This is a genomic window from Flavobacterium gossypii (assembly GCF_014138495.1).
GTDB lineage: Bacteria > Bacteroidota > Bacteroidia > Flavobacteriales > Flavobacteriaceae > Flavobacterium > Flavobacterium endophyticum.
On record NZ_JACJIS010000004.1, the window covers coordinates 320,881 to 337,854 of the forward strand.

Sequence of the window (16,974 nt, forward strand, 5' to 3'; positions counted from 1 at the left end):
AGAAAAGGAGCTCCATTGGAGCTCCTTTTCTATTTTAAACCAAATCTTATAAGTTTTAATTTTAACAATTTAAAGAATAAATACATGCAATTTATCGTTTATTTTTATACTTATAGCGATATTTATCTTAAAATAAATAGAATTTTTATATTTTTATAGTCTACCACCAATCTAAACACATCATGCATTTATTTAGAAGCAACGGAAAAGAGAAACATTGCCAGGAATGGTTTGACTTTAAGACTTTAATCGCGCTAAAAATAATCTTCTTATTGTGGGGCCTGGCCATTTTAGGAATCTACTTAAGAATGTTTGAAATCACGCGAGGTTTCAAACTTGTAATACCTATAGCTTTCCTCCTATTTGTGATATCGCTATTTTCAAGAAACAAACACGTCAAAGAAAAAGGCATTGTTCTGTTTTTATTTGTATTTATCTTGTTTGCAATCGTGCAGATAATCGATATCTTAACAGGAACGCGTTATTTCTCCAAGCTATAAATAGCGTTCCATAAATATTCTCTGATGGTGTTTTTGGTGTCCTATAATTATAACTCCTAAAGCACGGACTGATACGTCATATCCGGAAGCTACGCCAATTCTTTTCAAGACATCTTCACTAAAAGTCTTGAATAAAGCTATAGTCGATTGTCTCACGATCGACAGTTCTGTCAATAAATCCCGAATGCTTCTTTGATTGGCACCTGCTATTGCTGCATACTCATTTTCTTCGAATGAAGCCAACGGAGTCTTATCGTTTCTGGCAATTCTCAAAGCTCTGTAAGCAAAAATCCTTTCCGAATCCATCAGATGTTGGATAATATCTTTTATGGTCCATTTTCCTTCAGCGTAGCTGTAATCATATTTATCTAAAGGAATATTTTGTACAAATTTTATAAATTCGTGTACAGAAATTTCAAGTTCTTCAACTAAATCGGCTTCTTCTACCTTTGAAATATAAGTAGCGTAATAAGGTGCATATTCTGCCTGTAACAGTTGGCTTGTTTTCATAGTTTAATATCTTTAAGCGGAATTTCTGCTGGCATTAATATTTCCAAAAAGAGAACGCATTACAATCTTTTCGTATATTTTGAGCAGTTCATCTTGGTTTTTATTACCCAACTCGTTAATCTTTGATAAAGCATATTGCTGGATCGTCAATAGCGGAAGTACGATCTGCTCTCTCATCTGTATTGACGCTTTTCCGTCAGGATAATTTTCCATAAGCGACTCAAATCCGGATATCTTTAAGAGGAGTCTTTTGGTTTCTTTAAATTCGTTAAATATAATTTCCCAAAATTCACCAAATTCAGCATCTTCTTTCATATAAGCTGTAAGCGGGAAGAAAGATTTTGCTAAAGACATCATACTATTTTCAATCAACGTCTTAAAGAAAAGCGAATGCGCATACAGATCTTCTACCTGCTGCCAGTTGCCATTTTCTTCAAAATGTCTCAGCGCAGAACCTACACCGAAAAAACCTGGAACATTTTGCTTGAGCTGACTCCAAGCTCCAACGAAAGGAATCGCTCTTAGATCATTAAAATCAAGCTGTGCCGATTGGCTTCTTTTTGAAGGACGGCTTCCTATATTTGCCATCGCATAATATTTAAGCGCACTTCTTCTTTCGAGATAAGGAATAAATTTCGGATGGTTTTTAAAGTCTGAGTATTCTTTGTAGCTGATCTGCGAAAGTTCTTCCAAAATCTGTTTTTCTTTTTCTGAAAGTTCGTTTTCTCCTTTATAAAAGACTTGATTTGCCGCACCAGCACTCAACAGATTCTCCAAATTATAGCGACAAGAATCCAAAGTGCCAAAATTAGAACTGATCGTTTGGCCCTGTATGGTAATCTGAATTTCATTATTTTCGATATTCGGTCCAAGTGAGGCATAAAACTTATGCGTCTTACCTCCTCCTCTCGCTGGCGGTCCGCCTCTTCCGTCAAAGAAAACTACTTCAATTCCATATTCTCTTGAAATTGAAGTCAATGCTTCTTTAGCCTTATAAATACTCCAGTTGGCCATCAAATATCCCCCATCTTTTGTTCCGTCAGAAAAGCCTAGCATGATTGTCTGTTTATTGTTTCTGCGTTTTAGATGTGCAGAATACGACTGATTGGTATAAAGAGTCTTCATAACTTGCTCAGCATTTTCTAAATCATCAACTGTTTCAAAAAGCGGCACAATATCTACTGCTGGGTCTTCCCAGTCGCACAATTGAAACAGAGCATAAGCTTCCAAAACATTCAAAGCGCTTTGGTTATTGCTGATAATATAACGGTTTGCCCCTAGCTCGCCGTTCTGTTCTTGTATCTTCTTGATTGCATAGATTGATTCAACTGTTGCTTTTGTTATATCGTCTTCGAACCATCCGGAATCCAATTTTGCTTTTGCTTCTGTGAGTATAGCAATTTTTTCTTTTTCAGCTAATGAAGAATAGTTTTCAGGAAAAAGCGACAGTTTACGTTCATTAGTCACTTTGACTATATCCTTAAAAACGGCATCATGGATTTTACTGTTTTGGCGGATGTCCAAAGTCGCAAAATAAAAACCGAAAAGATTTACTTTGTTGATGAATTCGTCAAGATCATCCAGATATAACGATTGGTGATTTTCGATTATCCTGTTTCTTACTTCTTGTAATGCCGCTTTCATCTCATCGAGCGTTATATAAAGATCGCCTTCAGAATAAAATACGGAACGGTAAATCTTGTGCTCTAGTTCTGTCCATAGGTTATCAACCTGATGGAAAGTGAGCTTTCTTTTCAAATTTCTGATGTCCTTATAATAGCATTTCAAGATAGATGTCCGTAACCTTTCTGTTACCTGCAAAGTGATGTCGGTAGTCACAAAAGGATTTCCGTCACGATCGCCTCCTGGCCAGAATCCTAAATTCAATATCTGGTTTTTCGGCAATTCACCTTCAAAGATGTTTTTCTGAAAGAAATGCATCATTTTTCCGGCTGTTTCATAAAAGACATTTTCCAAGTACCATGTCAAGCTCACGGCCTCATCAAACGGAGTAGGCTTTTCTTTTTTAATAAAAGGTGTTTTTCCTAATTGAGCTAATAATTCTTTAATCCTTTTTAGATTATTGCCTTTGATAGCTTCTTCGAGATCCGTAATGATACCCAAAACTGACCCTGGATAAAACTGTGTAGGATGCGCCGTCAGTACCGTACGGATTTTAAATTCTTCAAAAAAAGCTTTTAGTTCTTTGAGATTGTCTTTTGATTCCGCCTTATCTTTTGTATTTCTAAGCGAATTTGCGCCATCTAAATTGTTGACAGTTGAAAAAGCAGCGTCTTCAATGGCATCAAACAAAACAACCTGCCTTTCTACATATTGAATAAACCGGAACATCAGATCGATTTTTTCTTTTTCAGAGGCATTATCTAGGTATTTTTCTGAAAAATAGTCGATTATCTGCTGCGGCTTCCATTGCTTTTTGAAGCCAGACTCACAGACTTCGGCAAAAAGCGGCAACAAGATTCCGGTATTGCCAATATTATCGAATGGAAGGGTAATTAAAATACTATTGTATATCTGATACTTAGCAAGTACGTTTTCTTCAAATCTTTCTAATTTTGGGGATGTATACATTTCAATAATTTTGCCTTAAATTAATAAAAAAACCCTCAAGTTTTCACAAGAGGGTCTTAAAAAATATTTTATCAAAAGATTACATATCCTTGAAGATAGTGTGCATCAGGCGTTTTTTATCGTTGATGCTCTCATCAAGAGAAATCATTGTTTCTGTTCTGTAAACACCTTCGATATCATCAATCATAAAGATGACTTCTTTAGCATGTTTTGTATCCATTGCGCGGATTTTGCAGAAAATATTGAATTTTCCTGTAGTAACGTGAGCTACTGTCACAAAAGGAATTTCGTTGATTCTTTCCAAGACAAACTTAGTTTGTGATGTATTATGAAGAAAAACTCCCACATATGCAATAAAAGAATATCCTAATTTCTCGTAATTCAACGTCAAAGAAGAGCCCATGATAATACCAGCTTCTTCCATTTTCTTAACTCTCACGTGAACTGTTCCTGCAGAAATTAATAATTTTTTTGCAATATCTGTAAAAGGAACTCTTGTATTGTCAATCAGCATATCTAATATCTGATGATCAACTTCATCTAAACGAAACTTATTCATATAATTTTATGTTTGTATTTGTTTTCAAATTCGACTACAAAAAAATTAATTTTTTTTCAATAAAAAAAGTAAATCGTTAAACATTTGGCAATCCATTAACAATTTTAACTTTTTCTGATAAATAAAAATCAGCTTTTTGACCTAATTTCGGAATATTATCATTCTGATCAGAATATGCAGCACCTTCAGCATCATATTCAAAATGTCCGAAATTGTGATACAATTCTCCGATTTCAGCAATTACGGCCACAAACTTTATCTCGCCTTTATCTAAAACTTCCGAAAATTGAATTGCAAAATTCGTAATAATTTGTTTATTATCATAGCGAATTTTGATATTTTTATAAATCAAATCATAAAAAATAGGTTTATTTTGAGGAATATTGAAATATTTATTTGTTTCGTTACGAACTATATCGTTTTCGTAAATGAATTTCAATCCTGAAACAAGCGCAATAAAAATAAATTTTCGCGTATTTTCTCGCTGGTAATCTTTTTGATAATGTCCAGCTTCAAACAAAATCGTCGGCGCTCCTAAATAGGTAAAAGTATCACCGACACAATTTAGGTTGAATCCATCATCAAACCGCCCTACTTGGTTTGGAATAAATTCTTGCAAGACAGCATCCATTGCAACGATTACCTCCATTGCTTTTTCACGCACACTATTAACGTCTCTTGCTTTATTAAAAGAAGGCGCTAAAAAGGAAACTGTTGCTGGTTTATTGGTATCTCCAGCTGCAAAGATTGTACGCTGATCGTGGAGATTATAGCAAAAATCGGGCTTAAAATCTTCATAGACCTTCCTTAACAACTGACTTTCGGGCTGTGTCAAATCTTGGAAGTCTCTATTCAGATCAATTCCATTGGCATTTATTCGGGTATAGCTTGCCGCGCCGTCAGGATTAAGCATTGGGATAGCTAAAAAAGTAAAACTTTTCAATAACTCAGCTGCAAGATCTGAATTACTATTCAGCAATTTTAATAAGTCAAAAAGCGCCTTTGTAGTCGTGCTTTCATTCCCGTGCATCTGCGACCATAAAAGTATTTTGGTTTTGCCGGTTCCAATAGTATAGGAATAAATTGGATTTCCTAAGACAGATTGTCCAATTATATGTAGGTTATTATTTTTGTTTAAGGCCTTCAGCAACGGCTCTATTTTTTCAAGAGTTATATATCTGCCATATAATGATTCTTCTTTGCTATCGTTGAAGAGTTTTTCGAAATCCATTGTTGAAAATTTAGATTTACAAAAGTAAACATCTTATTTTTTACAATTGTAAATTGATTTTTTACCGCTGTAGTTTAACTATGTAAACAATCAAGTACGGCTAGATAGTTTACTTTTGTATAAACTTTAACATTCGTTATTTTACCTTGCAAACAACAAATTAAATCACATTTATTCAATCACTTATACATAGTTAATTAAAGTTGTATTGTTACATTTCTATCTTGGTTACAATTGTAAACTACCTCAGAATCATTATTATGTTTACATTTGTAACTCTTATTTCTTTAAAAACAAATTCACAATGGTAAACATTGAAGATTTCATAAAAAGGCTAGAAAAAATACTTGACTATTATAGCCTTACTGCTTCTTCCTTTGCTGATAAAATTGGCGTACAGCGCTCGAGCATGTCGCATCTTTTATCAGGAAGAAACAAGCCTAGTCTTGATTTTATATTAAAAATTTTGGAAGTTTTTCCCGAAGTAGATTTGTATTGGATTTTAAACGGAAAAGGAGATTTTCCAAAAAATAACAATACTCAGTCAGAAGTCCACGCTCCTATTTCAAATCCGACCGAACATAAAAATCAATCTGATTTTAAGAAAGATGCGCTTTATCCCGTGAACTTCTCCAACGATGATAAAGTGGAAAGGATTATTATCTTCTATAAAAACGGGACTTTTAAAGAATACCAGCCTCAATAGGACGTATAAAAAACGGAAAGCCTTAACTCACCACAAGAGCTAAGGCTTTCCAAACCAATAAAACAAACACAAAGTTTAATCCCTTCTTAAGTATATTCCGGTTACACCTGGTTCTAATCTTGTTGTTAATGGTGTAGCATCTGCTTGAGCAGTTGTTGGATAAGCAAAACTTAATACTTGTCCTCCACCGTTAAGCCTTTCAGCTACATAAATCTTATTTGTTTCATCATCGTAAGAAACATCTACTGGGTTTCCTAATAATGAATTCGGACCGTAAATTCTTTTCTGATTGGACAAAGAAATAGTTCCTCCTGATGCTGTTGAAGAAAAGACAGAATTGAAATTTTCAATTACGACAATACCTCCATCAGTAGCTGAAGTAGCCAAACCTACATCTGTTAAAATCATCGTGTTATCATCATCAGAATAGGTAATTCCGTGCGTTCTGGTTAATCCTTCGATAGTGACTCTTTTGTCTGGCGACAGCGCCCCTGTTGGTTTTGAAAAAACAGAATTGAAGACAGAAATATCTCCGGTAAGATCAACTACAGCGTACAAGTTTCCGTCTTCGATATCGATTCCCCAAAGCTTAAATCCAATAGTAAATGTTTTTTCTAACGTAAATCCTGTGGAGGTTCTTTGATACACAAAAAGCTTGTTCACATTTCCATTGATTTCGGCTTGGTCTTGCACGACAACTACCCTGCTTCCATCTACAGCAATTTCTCTAGCATTGGTAAAATCGCCAGTCGTACTGCTTGCCGTCATCATTAAAGATGTTACAGGTGTCAGCAATGTATTCCTAAAATTGCCATAAACCTCTAGCCTGTTGTTTGTTCTTGAAGCAATAATTACTTCATCGCGATCATCATCAAAATAAATACCATCAGCATCTACCGAACCTGTAGTAAAAGCTCTGGCTGTAGGCATTGACGCTAATAAATCGGTATAAGTAATCGTTCCGCTGGTATTGCTTGAAGCAAATAATTCAAGTTGCGGCATAGTAGAGCCTCCATTAGAATCGTCATCACTTGTACACGAGACAAATCCTAGACTTCCAAATGACAATACAGTTAAAAATAAATTCTTTTTCATAATTTTTTGGTTATTAAATGGTTGGACATAACCTTAATTACGAAAAAAAATAAAGTATGGTTTTATTTAAACTTCAAAACCATATTCTGGAATTCTTCCTACCACATCTTTATAGTTATTTTTCAGCAATAAGAAGTCATTTTGTATATCGCCTGTAGGATAAAAAGCATCGTGAAGTACGACTTCCTTTTTTGAATAGTCAAAAGCAACTGGAACTATCGGAACTGCTGCTTTTAGGGCAATATAGTAAAACCCTGTCTTCCAGTCGAAAACCTTTTTACGGGTTCCTTCTGGAGCAATCGCCAATCGGAAAATTGCTCTTTTTTTGAAAATTTCGGCAATAGCCTCCACCGTGTTCTGTCTGGAGTTTCTGTCTAACGGTGCGCCTCCCATCCATCGGAAATAAAATCCGAAAGGAAATTTGAACAGTTCTTTTTTCGCTACATAATGCATTTCAAGACTGATTATTCCTCTGGCAAAAAGGCCAATATAAAAGTCATGCCAGCTGGTATGAGGTCCAACTATAATAATGCATTTTTTGGTTTCGGGATCCATCTTTCCTGTGATGCGCCATCCCATCATATTGAAAAAAATAATTTTATAAATAAAGCGCTTCATGCCGTATTATTTTCTGTAAATGTAACATTTATCCTTATTTTTGGGCAAAATAAATTTTGTGCTAAAACGATTATTCAGCTACATCATCCCCATAAATATCCATAAGCAAAAGTCATCCGTGAGTAAAAATCTAGAAATCACATGGGCTAATGGCGAATTGGTATTAGATTCTAAAAACACAAATTACTCCTACGGAAGCCTACAGAGAATTCTCCGTAAAGGATTAGACAGTATCGGTTTTAAGACTATTTTAAAAATGGAACATATTCTTGTTCTTGGAGTTGCAGGCGGAAGCGTAATCAAAACTTTAACTGAAGAAATCAAGTTTAAAGGAAGAATTACAGGCGTAGAAATTGATCCCGAAATAATAAAAATTGCCAACTCTTATTTTAATCTCGACAAAATTTCTAATCTGGAAATCGTCATTGATGATGCTTTTGAATTTGTCTTAAAAACCAAAAACAAATACAATCTGATCATTATTGATATTTTTCAGGATACGACCATGCCTAATTTTCTTTTCGAAGAATTTTTCCAAAATCGCACTTGCTTTCTTTTAAAGAATAAAGGAATCATTCTTTTCAATACGATGTGTCTTTCTGACAAAGACAATCTCCGAAATAAAAAATACCTTGAAAGCGTAAATACAGAATTATATACTGCCCGAACGATTCCAAGAGTCGAAGAGCATAATGAGCTGATTATTTTAGAGAAAAAATAGCTACACTAACTTTCTCGCTTTTTCCAAATCTTCAGCTGTATCAATTCCGATTCCGACATGCGTGGTTTCGACCATTTTTATTTTCTTGCCGTATTCGAGATAACGAAGCTGTTCTAGTTTTTCTGAAGCTTCTAAAGATTTCATCGGAAGGCTGTAAAAATCCAACAAAGCTGGTTTTCTAAAAGCATAGATGCCGATATGTTGAAAATAACGAACACCTGCATTTTCATCTCTTGGATATGGAATTACGGAACGCGAAAAGTATAACGCCAATCCGTTTTGGTCAACAATTACTTTTACGTTATTCGGATTTGCAATTTCTTCCTTATCTTTTATTTCACGCATCAAAGAAGCCAAATCAATCTGATGTGACGCATCATTTCTAAAAACATCTAAAAGTTTTTCAAGCGGTTCTTTATTGATAAAAGGCTCGTCGCCTTGCACGTTTACAACAATATCAACATCCAAATCTTCAACAGCTTCTGCTATTCTGTCGCTTCCAGATTCATGTTCCTTTTTACTCATGATGGCTTTGCCTCCATTGGAAACAATTTCATTAAAAATTAAATCGGAATCCGTTGCTACAAAAACATCATCAAACAGATGAGTAGAAACCGCTGCTTCATAGGTTCTTGTAATTACTGTCTTTCCTCCCAAATCCTGCATGAGCTTGGCATGAAATCGTGTTGAAGCATAACGCGCTGGAATAACTGCTATTATTTTCATTAACTTGAAATTATCATTTTAAAATTTTTGATTTTAGATTTCTGGCTATCAATTATCAACTATAACCTATCAACTCTCTATAAAATTCTCATCTTTAAAACCAATCAAATACAACTTGTCTTTTGCTCTCGTAATTGCCGTATATAGCCAGCGGATATAATCCCTGTCAATTCCGTTTGGCAAATAAGGCTGTTCGACAAACACCGTATTCCATTGGCCGCCTTGCGATTTGTGACAGGTAATTGCGTATGAAAATTTTACTTGTAATGCATTGAAATACTTGTTTTCTTTTACTTTTTGAAATTTCCTATAATTACTTCTTTCGTCCTCATAATCCAGCATTACTTCTTGATACAATCTATTGGATTCGTCATAAGTCAATGAAGCCGATTCGCTGGTCAACGTATCTAAAATCAGTACGGTTTCAAAAGGAATCTGGTTCGGATAATCCACCATTCTTATTTTTACAGTTGCAAATTTAAAACTGTATAATTCCTGTATCTTATAAATTTCCAGCACTTCAATGATATCACCGTTGGCAATAAAATCGGTTTCGGTGGAATCTTTGAGCCAAAAATAATTATTTTTTACGACCATCAGGAAATCTCCAGTCGAAAGTTCGCTTTCCTTATCGAGAATCCTGGTCCTGATCTGCTGATTGTAGGCATTGGCTCTTTTGTTGGAACGCACGATAAATGCCGTGTCCTCCAATCCGTAATTGCTATACGCTCCATGAATCGCATCTTGAATATCATAACCGTCTGTCAGCCGTACAATATCTTTGAAATGTTTTACGTCGAATTTAAAATCTTCAAAGAAGTCATCGTTGAGCTGTTCGCGAAGTTCTGTGGCGTTAAATAAAATCCCAGAATTTTCTTCCTGACGCATCACTTCGTCAAATTCGATATGAGAAACCTCCATATCATAATTCCTATTGAGCAAGTCAATGTCAAGCGCTGGAGAAATATCAAGATTTACAGGCGGCAGCTGCGCGGTATCCCCCAAAAGAATCATTTTGCAGTTGGTTCCAGAATACACATAATAAATAAGATCGTCGAGTAACGAACCATTTTCATACATGCTCGTTTCGTTGCTAGAATCTGAAATCATCGAAGATTCATCGACAATAAAAATAGTATTCTTGTGCTTGTTCTGCTGTGTCGTAAAACTGACTCCGCCTGCTTTTGTCTTCGGGTAATAGATTTTCTTGTGAATCGTATGCGCTGGCTTTTGAGAATAGTTGGCGATAACTTTCGCTGCACGACCCGTTGGCGCCAGAAGTACATATTTTTTATTAATCTCTGTAAGATTATTGACCAAGGTTGAAATCACAGTTGTTTTTCCCGTTCCGGCATACCCTTTCAGTACAAAGATTTCGTCTTGTTTGGTATTGGTCAAAAATTCAGCAATTTTCTGAAAAAAAATATCCTGTTTAACCGTAGGATTAAAAGGAAACTTTGATTTTAGAGTTTTGTAGAAAAGTGCCGTATTCATGGTTTGTTATTTGGTGTAAAGTTATAGCTTTAAGACAAGTTTTGCTTCATAAATATGAGAGCATGACGCAAAAAATTGTAAGTTTGCGAACATCAGTAAAATTCAATGTCGGCTAACACAAACATAACAGAAAAAAAATACAGAAAACTTTCGATTCAAGTATCTTTGAATGGATTTCGATTTTGCTGTTTTGACACTCTGAATCAGGTTGTTTTGTTCGTAAAAGAAGTTGATTTTAATGATTTTGAAAAATCAATCAAGGTTGAAGACCACTATTGGCAGGCTTTTGTCAACCATAGAGAGCTCACGACAACCTATGACGAAGTGGTAGTCATTCACGAAAATAATCTTTCTGCATTTGTGCCAAAAGCCCTATTTGATGAAAATTATTTGGGAAGCTACCTGCAATACAGTACAAAAGTTTTTGAATCTGATTTTTTTGCTTTTGACACTTTAGAGCCTTTTGATATGGTGAATGTCTACATTCCATATGTGAATTTCAACAATTATCTGCTGGATCAGTTTGATAGTTTTGAATATTTGCACGTGAACAGTATTTTAGTTGCCAAGCTTTTAGAGAGCTCAAAAAATATTTCGGAAACGCAAATGTTTGTCCATGTTGGAAAAGAGCATTTCGAGATTATTGTGATAGAAAACCAAAAACTGTTACTGTTTAATTCTTTCGAATACCAGACAAAAGAGGATTTCATTTATTATATACTTTTTACAGCCGAACAGCTAAAGTTAAATCCGGAAACCTTTAAACTGCAATTATTAGGCGAAATTTCAGAAGAAAGCGATTTATTCAAGACAGCTTATCGATATATTAGGAATATAGCGCTGATGAATGTATTTCATACGCAAAAGCACAACGATTTTTCAACAGCAGAAAATTTAAAATATTTTATACTATTCAATTCATAAATGAGAATCATATCCGGGAAATATAAAGGAAGAAGAATTTCTCCACCCAAAGGCCTGCCAGTCCGTCCAACGACAGACATGAGCAAGGAAGCGTTGTTCAATGTATTGAACAATTATTTTAGTTTCGAAGGATTAAAAGTTTTAGACCTGTTTGCAGGTACTGGAAATATCAGCTATGAATTTGCATCGCGCGGCAGCGACAATATTACTTGCGTTGATGGCGATTTTGGTTGCGTAAAATTCATCAAGCAAACAGCCGATGAATTTGATTTTAATATTGCCGGAATCAAAAGCGACGTATTTAAATTTGTGGAAAAGAACAAAAGTTCATACGACATTATTTTTGCAGATCCTCCGTATAATCTAGACCAAGCTACTTTTGAAAAATTGGTCGAGCTTATTTTTGCCAACGAACTTCTGCAAGAAGACGGAATGATGATTATCGAGCATTCAAAATACACAAAGCTGGACCATATGATCAATTTTTCTTTTAAGAAAAGTTATGGCGGTTCCATTTTTTCATTTTTTGAGATGAATGGTGATGATGACGAAGAAGTAAAAAATGAAATCGACGCTACAGAAGAAGGCTAAGATAGAGCAACCCACGAATTCACTAGTTAACTGTTTGTTTTCTGATTGATTGATGTGTGTATCCGTGGCATTACTTTATCCTATTTGAATTTTCGTTTACTTCTTTTTCTTTAAAAATCGAATCCTTTACTTTCCCTAGAGTATATCGGATTGCTATTGAGAATTCACAATTGTCCACAAAGAAAATAGCTCTAGAATTCACTTTACTGACTTCAAAATTTTCAGTAAACGTCCTATTCTTGAATACATTATTGTAATTTATAGTACAAGAAAGGTTCTTGAAAAAAGTCTTTGAAACCGCCATATCCATTAAGAAAAAAGAATTTCTTTGGAAAACGCCTTCATTCCGGTTTGTGAGTCCCCAGCCTGTCAACGAAAACTGCCATTCATTTTCGAACTTAAAAACATGATTGGAATAATAGTACGCATACGGCTTGGCACTTCCTACAACAGCAGAGGCATCTTCAATCTTGTTCAATATAAGGCTAACTGTATTTGCTGATGTCCAGAATCCCTGGCTAAAAGGCAGTGTCGCTTCAAGAGTATATCCTGTTTCTTTATCAAAATTTTCAGGCCTGTATAGCAATAAATGCTTCGGTTCGTCATATAAAAATCCGTAGTTGATCACATCTCTATTTTCAAAGTAGGCGAACTTTAATGATTTGTCTTTGTACTGGAAGTTAGCCGCAATTTCATTAGTAATAGCCGGATTCAAGTTGATATTGCTAGAAAAGGCAAAATAAGGATTGATATATGTAAAACCTTGGCTTGTAGAGGAATAATCAGGTCTAGAAATACTTCTGGCATAATTAAAACTTAACGTTTTTGTACTGTCTATGGGAATCGTTATCTGGGCTTTTGGAAAAAGATTAGTATATTTTTTATCAATAGAAGCTGCTGATTCATCTGCATAGCGACCTGATATTATTGTTTTCTCTGCTCGAATTCCTGCCGTCCAAGACATTTTCATAAGCGTTCCTGACAATTGAGCATATGCGGCCGTGTTCTTCTCTTTGAGCCTGTATTTTGAATTTAGATTGAGATTCTGTTCAAAATTCTCCATATCAAGACTCGTATTTGCAACGGCTGACGAATATTGGGTTCCCAATTCTAGTTTTATTTCGTTATGGAATTTTTTCTCAAAATCAATTCGGCCCGAAAAAACATTTACATTAAAATCATCGTTCAATTGTTGGAAAGGCTGATAAACGGTTTCATTATAATTATTTGATGAACTATTAGCAGATACCGAATTGTAATTTGAATACTGTAATCCAGCAAAAACAGAAGCGTCCCATTGGGTTATCTTTTTATTATAATTGAGAAAGGAATTGATAAATCCTTCATCGCCTTTGGTTTTTCCTAAAGTCTTAATATTGTTTTCAGCTTCATCAATTTTGCTATGCGTCGCAGTGGAAAAATCAAAGTCATCTTTTTTAAAATTTCCGTTTGCCGTCAACGAAAAATCTTCGTTCTCATTGATCTGATGATAAATTCCTGCTCCAAAAACATATTTATCACGTTTTGTGTAGCCTGCAACCAGATAATCGGATTCGATATTGCTACTCGGAATCCTATAATCGCTACCGTTGCTTTCCCAAGGATTTACTTTATTATAATTGAAATTTGCTTTGAATTCGGTCTTGCTTAATTTCAAGCTGGAGTTTACTCCTAAATAATTGTTGAATTTCTTTTTAAACGCCGCCGTTTCAGAAAAAACAAGCTGAAAACCTTCTTTTTTGCTTAATTTTCTAGTGATGAGAATAACCGATCGGCCTTCGGCTTCATATTTAGACAATGGATTCTCAATGATTTCTATCGTTTTAACATCTTCCACAGACAAAGCCTTCAGGTCATTCATTTCTACTTTCTGATTGCCGATATAAATCAATGGAGTTCCTTTGCCTATGACCGAGATTTTTTCTAAATCTGGGCTTAATTGGATTTTTGGAAGTTTTGACAGAAGATCTAAAGTATTCGGAAGAGTTTTATAAATAGAATTCGCCACATCTACTTTAATGTTTCCGTTTTTATAAATAAAAGTCTTGGTATTCCCTTCAATCACGACTTCATCCATCTGGTTTAAAGTATCGTTTTCCGTTGTATTTTGGGCAAAAGAACTACTGCTAGCCAAAGCTAGGACAGCTAAAAATATAGTATATCTCATCTTATAAAGTATGAAGCCATTTTAACCAGTCAGCAGCTATCGTATCCCAATTGTAGATTTCTTGGTTGACTGTTCCGTCATTGTTGATCGGAAAATAATTATGCTCTAGATTCAGATAGCTTTTAAAAGTGTAATTGTCTTTTTTCTCGCGAATGGCCTCAATCTGGAATAGATCATTAAACGAAGCCGACCAATCTTTTGTTCCGTAAGAAACCAAGACTGGAATCATCAAGCTCATGAGATTTTCCTTTTGTGGTAATGAAAAACTATAGGTTGTTTTATACGAATCACCATTTGTTGCATTGATTTCATTAGAATGTGCCACGACTTTTTTCCAATATTCGATCGTATTATTTCCTTCGTTTATTGAATCATTATCGAAACTTCTGCTTTGCGCCAAAATGTTCATAATTCTTCCGTAAGGATTGCCAGCAGAATAAATCAAATGTGTGATTTTTTTATTAATCGAAGCCATTTTTGAAGCAATTGTACTTCCTTCAGAATGTCCTGCCACGACTAATTTTCTGCCTTTCACCCAGCGTTCTTTAGCTAGCTGCTTCAACACAAAATTGTTCCGGAATACATAATAATCTAAATAATTCCTTTCGGTATATCCTTTCGGAGCAATCTCCTTTTCCATGTCTTTTAGGTACATATAATTGGGACCTAACTTATTTACATCCGAAATTATCGGGATAAATGGCTTTCCGACAATAACGATATGATAGTCTTCTAAAAAGGGATTTTCATCAAACGGCAACGTACTGAACAATCCTTTTTCGTCGTATTTCACGACCGGCTGCGGCAGGCTTCCTTGGCAGAAAAAGAAAACAGGCTTGGCAATCTTTTCTTCGCCTTTTTTCGAAATAACAATAATATCGACGGGTTCGTCTTGATACTTCATAGCGATGTGTCTGTAGCCGAAATCTTCTGGAACTTTTTGAGAATACGAATAGATTTTTGAGAATAGTAACATAACTAGCATTATTATATTAGTTGGCATTGTCATTCGATTGTTTATGGCAAAATTGGTTCAAAAACAGATTGCGAAAGTTAATGCTGGGTTAATGCTGGGTTAATGTCTATTTTTAAGAAGAAATCGCTTATTTTTGGCTTGTAATTCATTAAACATGAAGAAAAAGATAAACTTATTGATAGGATTTTCGGCTGTTGTTTTGGTCGTGCTTTCTGCCATACAATATTATCTGGTGAAGACGACTTATGAATATAAAGTCGAGCAATTCCGTTCAGAGATCAAGGCGAAAATTGCCAAGATAACGAACGACTACAGCGACATCGATACGACTATTTTCAACAAAAAGGACTTGTTATACAAACAGCTTGCTGAAAATTATATTCGGGATAAAAGCACTCGTTTTCACATCAAAAATGCTTTATTGCAAAACGAATTCAAAAGCGAACTGACTCGAAAACTGCAAGAAGAATTCCAAAATGAGATTCCAGATTTGACCATTGATTTTGCCATCGTCTTGGACAAGTTTGTCATTTATGACGCGACAAAAGAAGCCGATACTATTTTTGCCGAAAAGCCTTTTATTGAAAATAAATTATATGGCGATTTGGCTTCCTTAGACGATGCTTTCTTGATTCGGAATTATGTCGGAACGACTAGCGGTTCATTGAAAAAGCAAGAATTAAGTTCTGATTATAAACTTTTGACAGAAGACACTTTATACGTCTCCATCAAAAACTGGGAATTTATCGTTTTGAAAAGAATGACGCTGCTTTTGGTATTGGCTATTTTCTCTATATTAACCTTAATCACCTTATTCGTAATTGCATTAAAAGCATTGATCAAACAGAAAAAAATCAGCGATATCAAAACCGATTTTATCAACAATATCACCCACGAATTAAAAACGCCTCTGACAACACTTTCTGTTTCGACGAAAATTCTTGAACGAAAAGAAATTCGGGAAAATGATGCGACTTTTTCTACTGTTTTAGGAACAATCAATCGTCAGAATAACCGATTGCAGAATTTGATCGATCAAGTAATGACCAATTCTTTGGGTTATGAAGAAATTGAGCTTCACAAAGAAAAAGTATTAATGCCCGATTTTTTGAATTCAATCGTCAATGATTTCCAAATTGCCTATCCTGATATTTCAATTGCAAAAGAATTGGATACGCAGAAAATCAGCCTCAATCTCGATAAATTCCATTTGACAACAGCAATAACGAATGTCTTGGAAAATGCCGTAAAATACGGTTGTAAAAACATTGCTGTCAAAGCTTCATTACTCAATAATGAGTTTTCAATAAGCATCTCCGATGACGGAATCGGCATTTCAAAAAGCAAGCATTCCCTCCTATTTGATAAATTCTACAGAGTGGAACAAGGCGATCTTCATGATGCTAAAGGTTTGGGTCTCGGACTTTATTATGTCGACCAGATTATAAAGGCACATCAGGGAACCATTAATGTAGTCAGTGATTTGGGGAAAGGAGCTACTTTTGATTTGAGATTTTTGATTTAGGATTTTTGATTTAGGATTTAGGGTTATTATTGAAACTAC

The 16,974-nt window shown here is 34.9% G+C and carries 16 protein-coding genes; 6 read left to right on the forward strand and 10 right to left on the reverse strand.

Annotation, left to right across the window (positions count from 1 at the left end):
- Positions 1-182: 182 nt before the first annotated feature.
- Positions 183-500, forward strand: coding sequence for a hypothetical protein (locus GGR22_RS16170; RefSeq protein ID WP_182494496.1), 318 nt, complete (start codon positions 183-185; stop codon positions 498-500).
- Here GGR22_RS16170 and GGR22_RS16175 read toward each other — a convergent pair.
- From GGR22_RS16175 to GGR22_RS16190, 4 genes are all read right to left on the reverse strand, one after another.
- Complete coding sequence (locus GGR22_RS16175; RefSeq protein WP_182494497.1) at positions 495-1,010, reverse strand: DinB family protein; 516 nt, start codon at positions 1,008-1,010, stop codon at positions 495-497. The genes GGR22_RS16170 and GGR22_RS16175 overlap by 6 nt on opposite strands.
- Before the next feature lie 12 nt (positions 1,011-1,022).
- Entirely contained in the window at positions 1,023-3,602 is a 2,580-nt protein-coding gene (locus GGR22_RS16180; protein ID WP_182494498.1) for a phosphoenolpyruvate carboxylase, read from the reverse strand.
- 79 nt (positions 3,603-3,681) lie between these two features.
- On the reverse strand, positions 3,682-4,161 hold the full coding sequence (locus GGR22_RS16185; RefSeq protein WP_056067456.1) for an Lrp/AsnC family transcriptional regulator: 480 nt from the start codon (positions 4,159-4,161) through the stop codon (positions 3,682-3,684).
- Between the two features lie 76 nt (positions 4,162-4,237).
- A complete protein-coding gene (locus GGR22_RS16190) occupies positions 4,238-5,392 on the reverse strand; it encodes a M14 family metallopeptidase (RefSeq protein WP_182494499.1) in 1,155 nt (384 codons plus the stop codon).
- A gap of 304 nt (positions 5,393-5,696) precedes the next feature.
- Here GGR22_RS16190 and GGR22_RS16195 point away from each other — a divergent pair, with 304 nt between their 5' ends.
- Positions 5,697-6,098, forward strand: coding sequence for a helix-turn-helix domain-containing protein (locus GGR22_RS16195; protein ID WP_121376972.1), 402 nt, complete (start codon positions 5,697-5,699; stop codon positions 6,096-6,098).
- 75 nt (positions 6,099-6,173) lie between these two features.
- Here the strand turns inward: GGR22_RS16195 and GGR22_RS16200 are convergent, their stop codons facing one another.
- A complete protein-coding gene (locus GGR22_RS16200) occupies positions 6,174-7,193 on the reverse strand; it encodes a YncE family protein (protein ID WP_182494500.1) in 1,020 nt (339 codons plus the stop codon).
- 66 nt (positions 7,194-7,259) lie between these two features.
- Positions 7,260-7,811, reverse strand: coding sequence for a 1-acyl-sn-glycerol-3-phosphate acyltransferase (locus GGR22_RS16205; protein WP_182494501.1), 552 nt, complete (start codon positions 7,809-7,811; stop codon positions 7,260-7,262).
- Positions 7,812-7,869: 58 nt separating this feature from the next.
- Here GGR22_RS16205 and GGR22_RS16210 point away from each other — a divergent pair, with 58 nt between their 5' ends.
- Entirely contained in the window at positions 7,870-8,532 is a 663-nt protein-coding gene (locus GGR22_RS16210) for a spermidine synthase (protein ID WP_182494502.1), read from the forward strand.
- Here the strand turns inward: GGR22_RS16210 and kdsB are convergent, their stop codons facing one another.
- Entirely contained in the window at positions 8,533-9,258 is a 726-nt protein-coding gene (kdsB, locus tag GGR22_RS16215; protein ID WP_182494503.1) for a 3-deoxy-manno-octulosonate cytidylyltransferase, read from the reverse strand.
- A 69-nt stretch (positions 9,259-9,327) separates the two neighbouring features.
- Complete coding sequence (locus GGR22_RS16220) at positions 9,328-10,752, reverse strand: ATP-dependent DNA helicase (RefSeq protein ID WP_182494504.1); 1,425 nt, start codon at positions 10,750-10,752, stop codon at positions 9,328-9,330.
- 105 nt (positions 10,753-10,857) lie between these two features.
- On the opposite strand from GGR22_RS16220, the gene GGR22_RS16225 reads away from it, so the two are divergent.
- Positions 10,858-11,676: a DUF3822 family protein gene (locus GGR22_RS16225; RefSeq protein ID WP_182494505.1), complete on the forward strand. Its 819-nt coding sequence runs from the start codon at positions 10,858-10,860 to the stop codon at positions 11,674-11,676.
- The gene (locus GGR22_RS16230) at positions 11,677-12,267 is read left to right on the forward strand and encodes an RsmD family RNA methyltransferase (RefSeq protein ID WP_182494506.1); all 591 of its coding nucleotides are present in this window, start codon (positions 11,677-11,679) and stop codon (positions 12,265-12,267) included. It begins immediately after the preceding gene.
- A 70-nt stretch (positions 12,268-12,337) separates the two neighbouring features.
- On the opposite strand, the gene GGR22_RS16235 is transcribed toward GGR22_RS16230, so the two are convergent.
- Together GGR22_RS16235 and GGR22_RS16240 are read right to left on the reverse strand one after the other, a co-directional pair.
- Complete coding sequence (locus tag GGR22_RS16235) at positions 12,338-14,434, reverse strand: outer membrane beta-barrel family protein (protein WP_182494507.1); 2,097 nt, start codon at positions 14,432-14,434, stop codon at positions 12,338-12,340.
- Position 14,435: 1 nt separating this feature from the next.
- Complete coding sequence (locus GGR22_RS16240) at positions 14,436-15,410, reverse strand: alpha/beta hydrolase (RefSeq protein WP_182494508.1); 975 nt, start codon at positions 15,408-15,410, stop codon at positions 14,436-14,438.
- A gap of 154 nt (positions 15,411-15,564) precedes the next feature.
- On the opposite strand from GGR22_RS16240, the gene GGR22_RS16245 reads away from it, so the two are divergent.
- Positions 15,565-16,935, forward strand: a complete 1,371-nt coding sequence (locus GGR22_RS16245; RefSeq protein ID WP_182494509.1) for a sensor histidine kinase — start codon at positions 15,565-15,567, stop codon at positions 16,933-16,935.
- The last annotated feature ends 39 nt before the right edge of the window (positions 16,936-16,974 follow it).

Excerpts from the sequence above, each read along its gene's own strand:
- GGR22_RS16170 (WP_182494496.1), top strand. The coding sequence starts at position 183 with ATGCATTTATTTAGAAGCAACGGAAAAGAGAAACATTGCCAGGAATGG.
- GGR22_RS16175 (WP_182494497.1), bottom strand. The coding sequence starts at position 1,010 with ATGAAAACAAGCCAACTGTTACAGGCAGAATATGCACCTTATTACGCT.
- GGR22_RS16180 (WP_182494498.1), bottom strand. The coding sequence starts at position 3,602 with ATGTATACATCCCCAAAATTAGAAAGATTTGAAGAAAACGTACTTGCT.
- GGR22_RS16185 (WP_056067456.1), bottom strand. The coding sequence starts at position 4,161 with ATGAATAAGTTTCGTTTAGATGAAGTTGATCATCAGATATTAGATATG.
- GGR22_RS16190 (WP_182494499.1), bottom strand. The coding sequence starts at position 5,392 with ATGGATTTCGAAAAACTCTTCAACGATAGCAAAGAAGAATCATTATAT.
- GGR22_RS16195 (WP_121376972.1), top strand. The coding sequence starts at position 5,697 with ATGGTAAACATTGAAGATTTCATAAAAAGGCTAGAAAAAATACTTGAC.
- GGR22_RS16200 (WP_182494500.1), bottom strand. The coding sequence starts at position 7,193 with ATGAAAAAGAATTTATTTTTAACTGTATTGTCATTTGGAAGTCTAGGA.
- GGR22_RS16205 (WP_182494501.1), bottom strand. The coding sequence starts at position 7,811 with ATGAAGCGCTTTATTTATAAAATTATTTTTTTCAATATGATGGGATGG.
- kdsB (WP_182494503.1), bottom strand. The coding sequence starts at position 9,258 with ATGAAAATAATAGCAGTTATTCCAGCGCGTTATGCTTCAACACGATTT.
- GGR22_RS16220 (WP_182494504.1), bottom strand. The coding sequence starts at position 10,752 with ATGAATACGGCACTTTTCTACAAAACTCTAAAATCAAAGTTTCCTTTT.
- GGR22_RS16225 (WP_182494505.1), top strand. The coding sequence starts at position 10,858 with ATGTCGGCTAACACAAACATAACAGAAAAAAAATACAGAAAACTTTCG.
- GGR22_RS16230 (WP_182494506.1), top strand. The coding sequence starts at position 11,677 with ATGAGAATCATATCCGGGAAATATAAAGGAAGAAGAATTTCTCCACCC.
- GGR22_RS16235 (WP_182494507.1), bottom strand. The coding sequence starts at position 14,434 with ATGAGATATACTATATTTTTAGCTGTCCTAGCTTTGGCTAGCAGTAGT.
- GGR22_RS16240 (WP_182494508.1), bottom strand. The coding sequence starts at position 15,410 with ATGTTACTATTCTCAAAAATCTATTCGTATTCTCAAAAAGTTCCAGAA.
- GGR22_RS16245 (WP_182494509.1), top strand. The coding sequence starts at position 15,565 with ATGAAGAAAAAGATAAACTTATTGATAGGATTTTCGGCTGTTGTTTTG.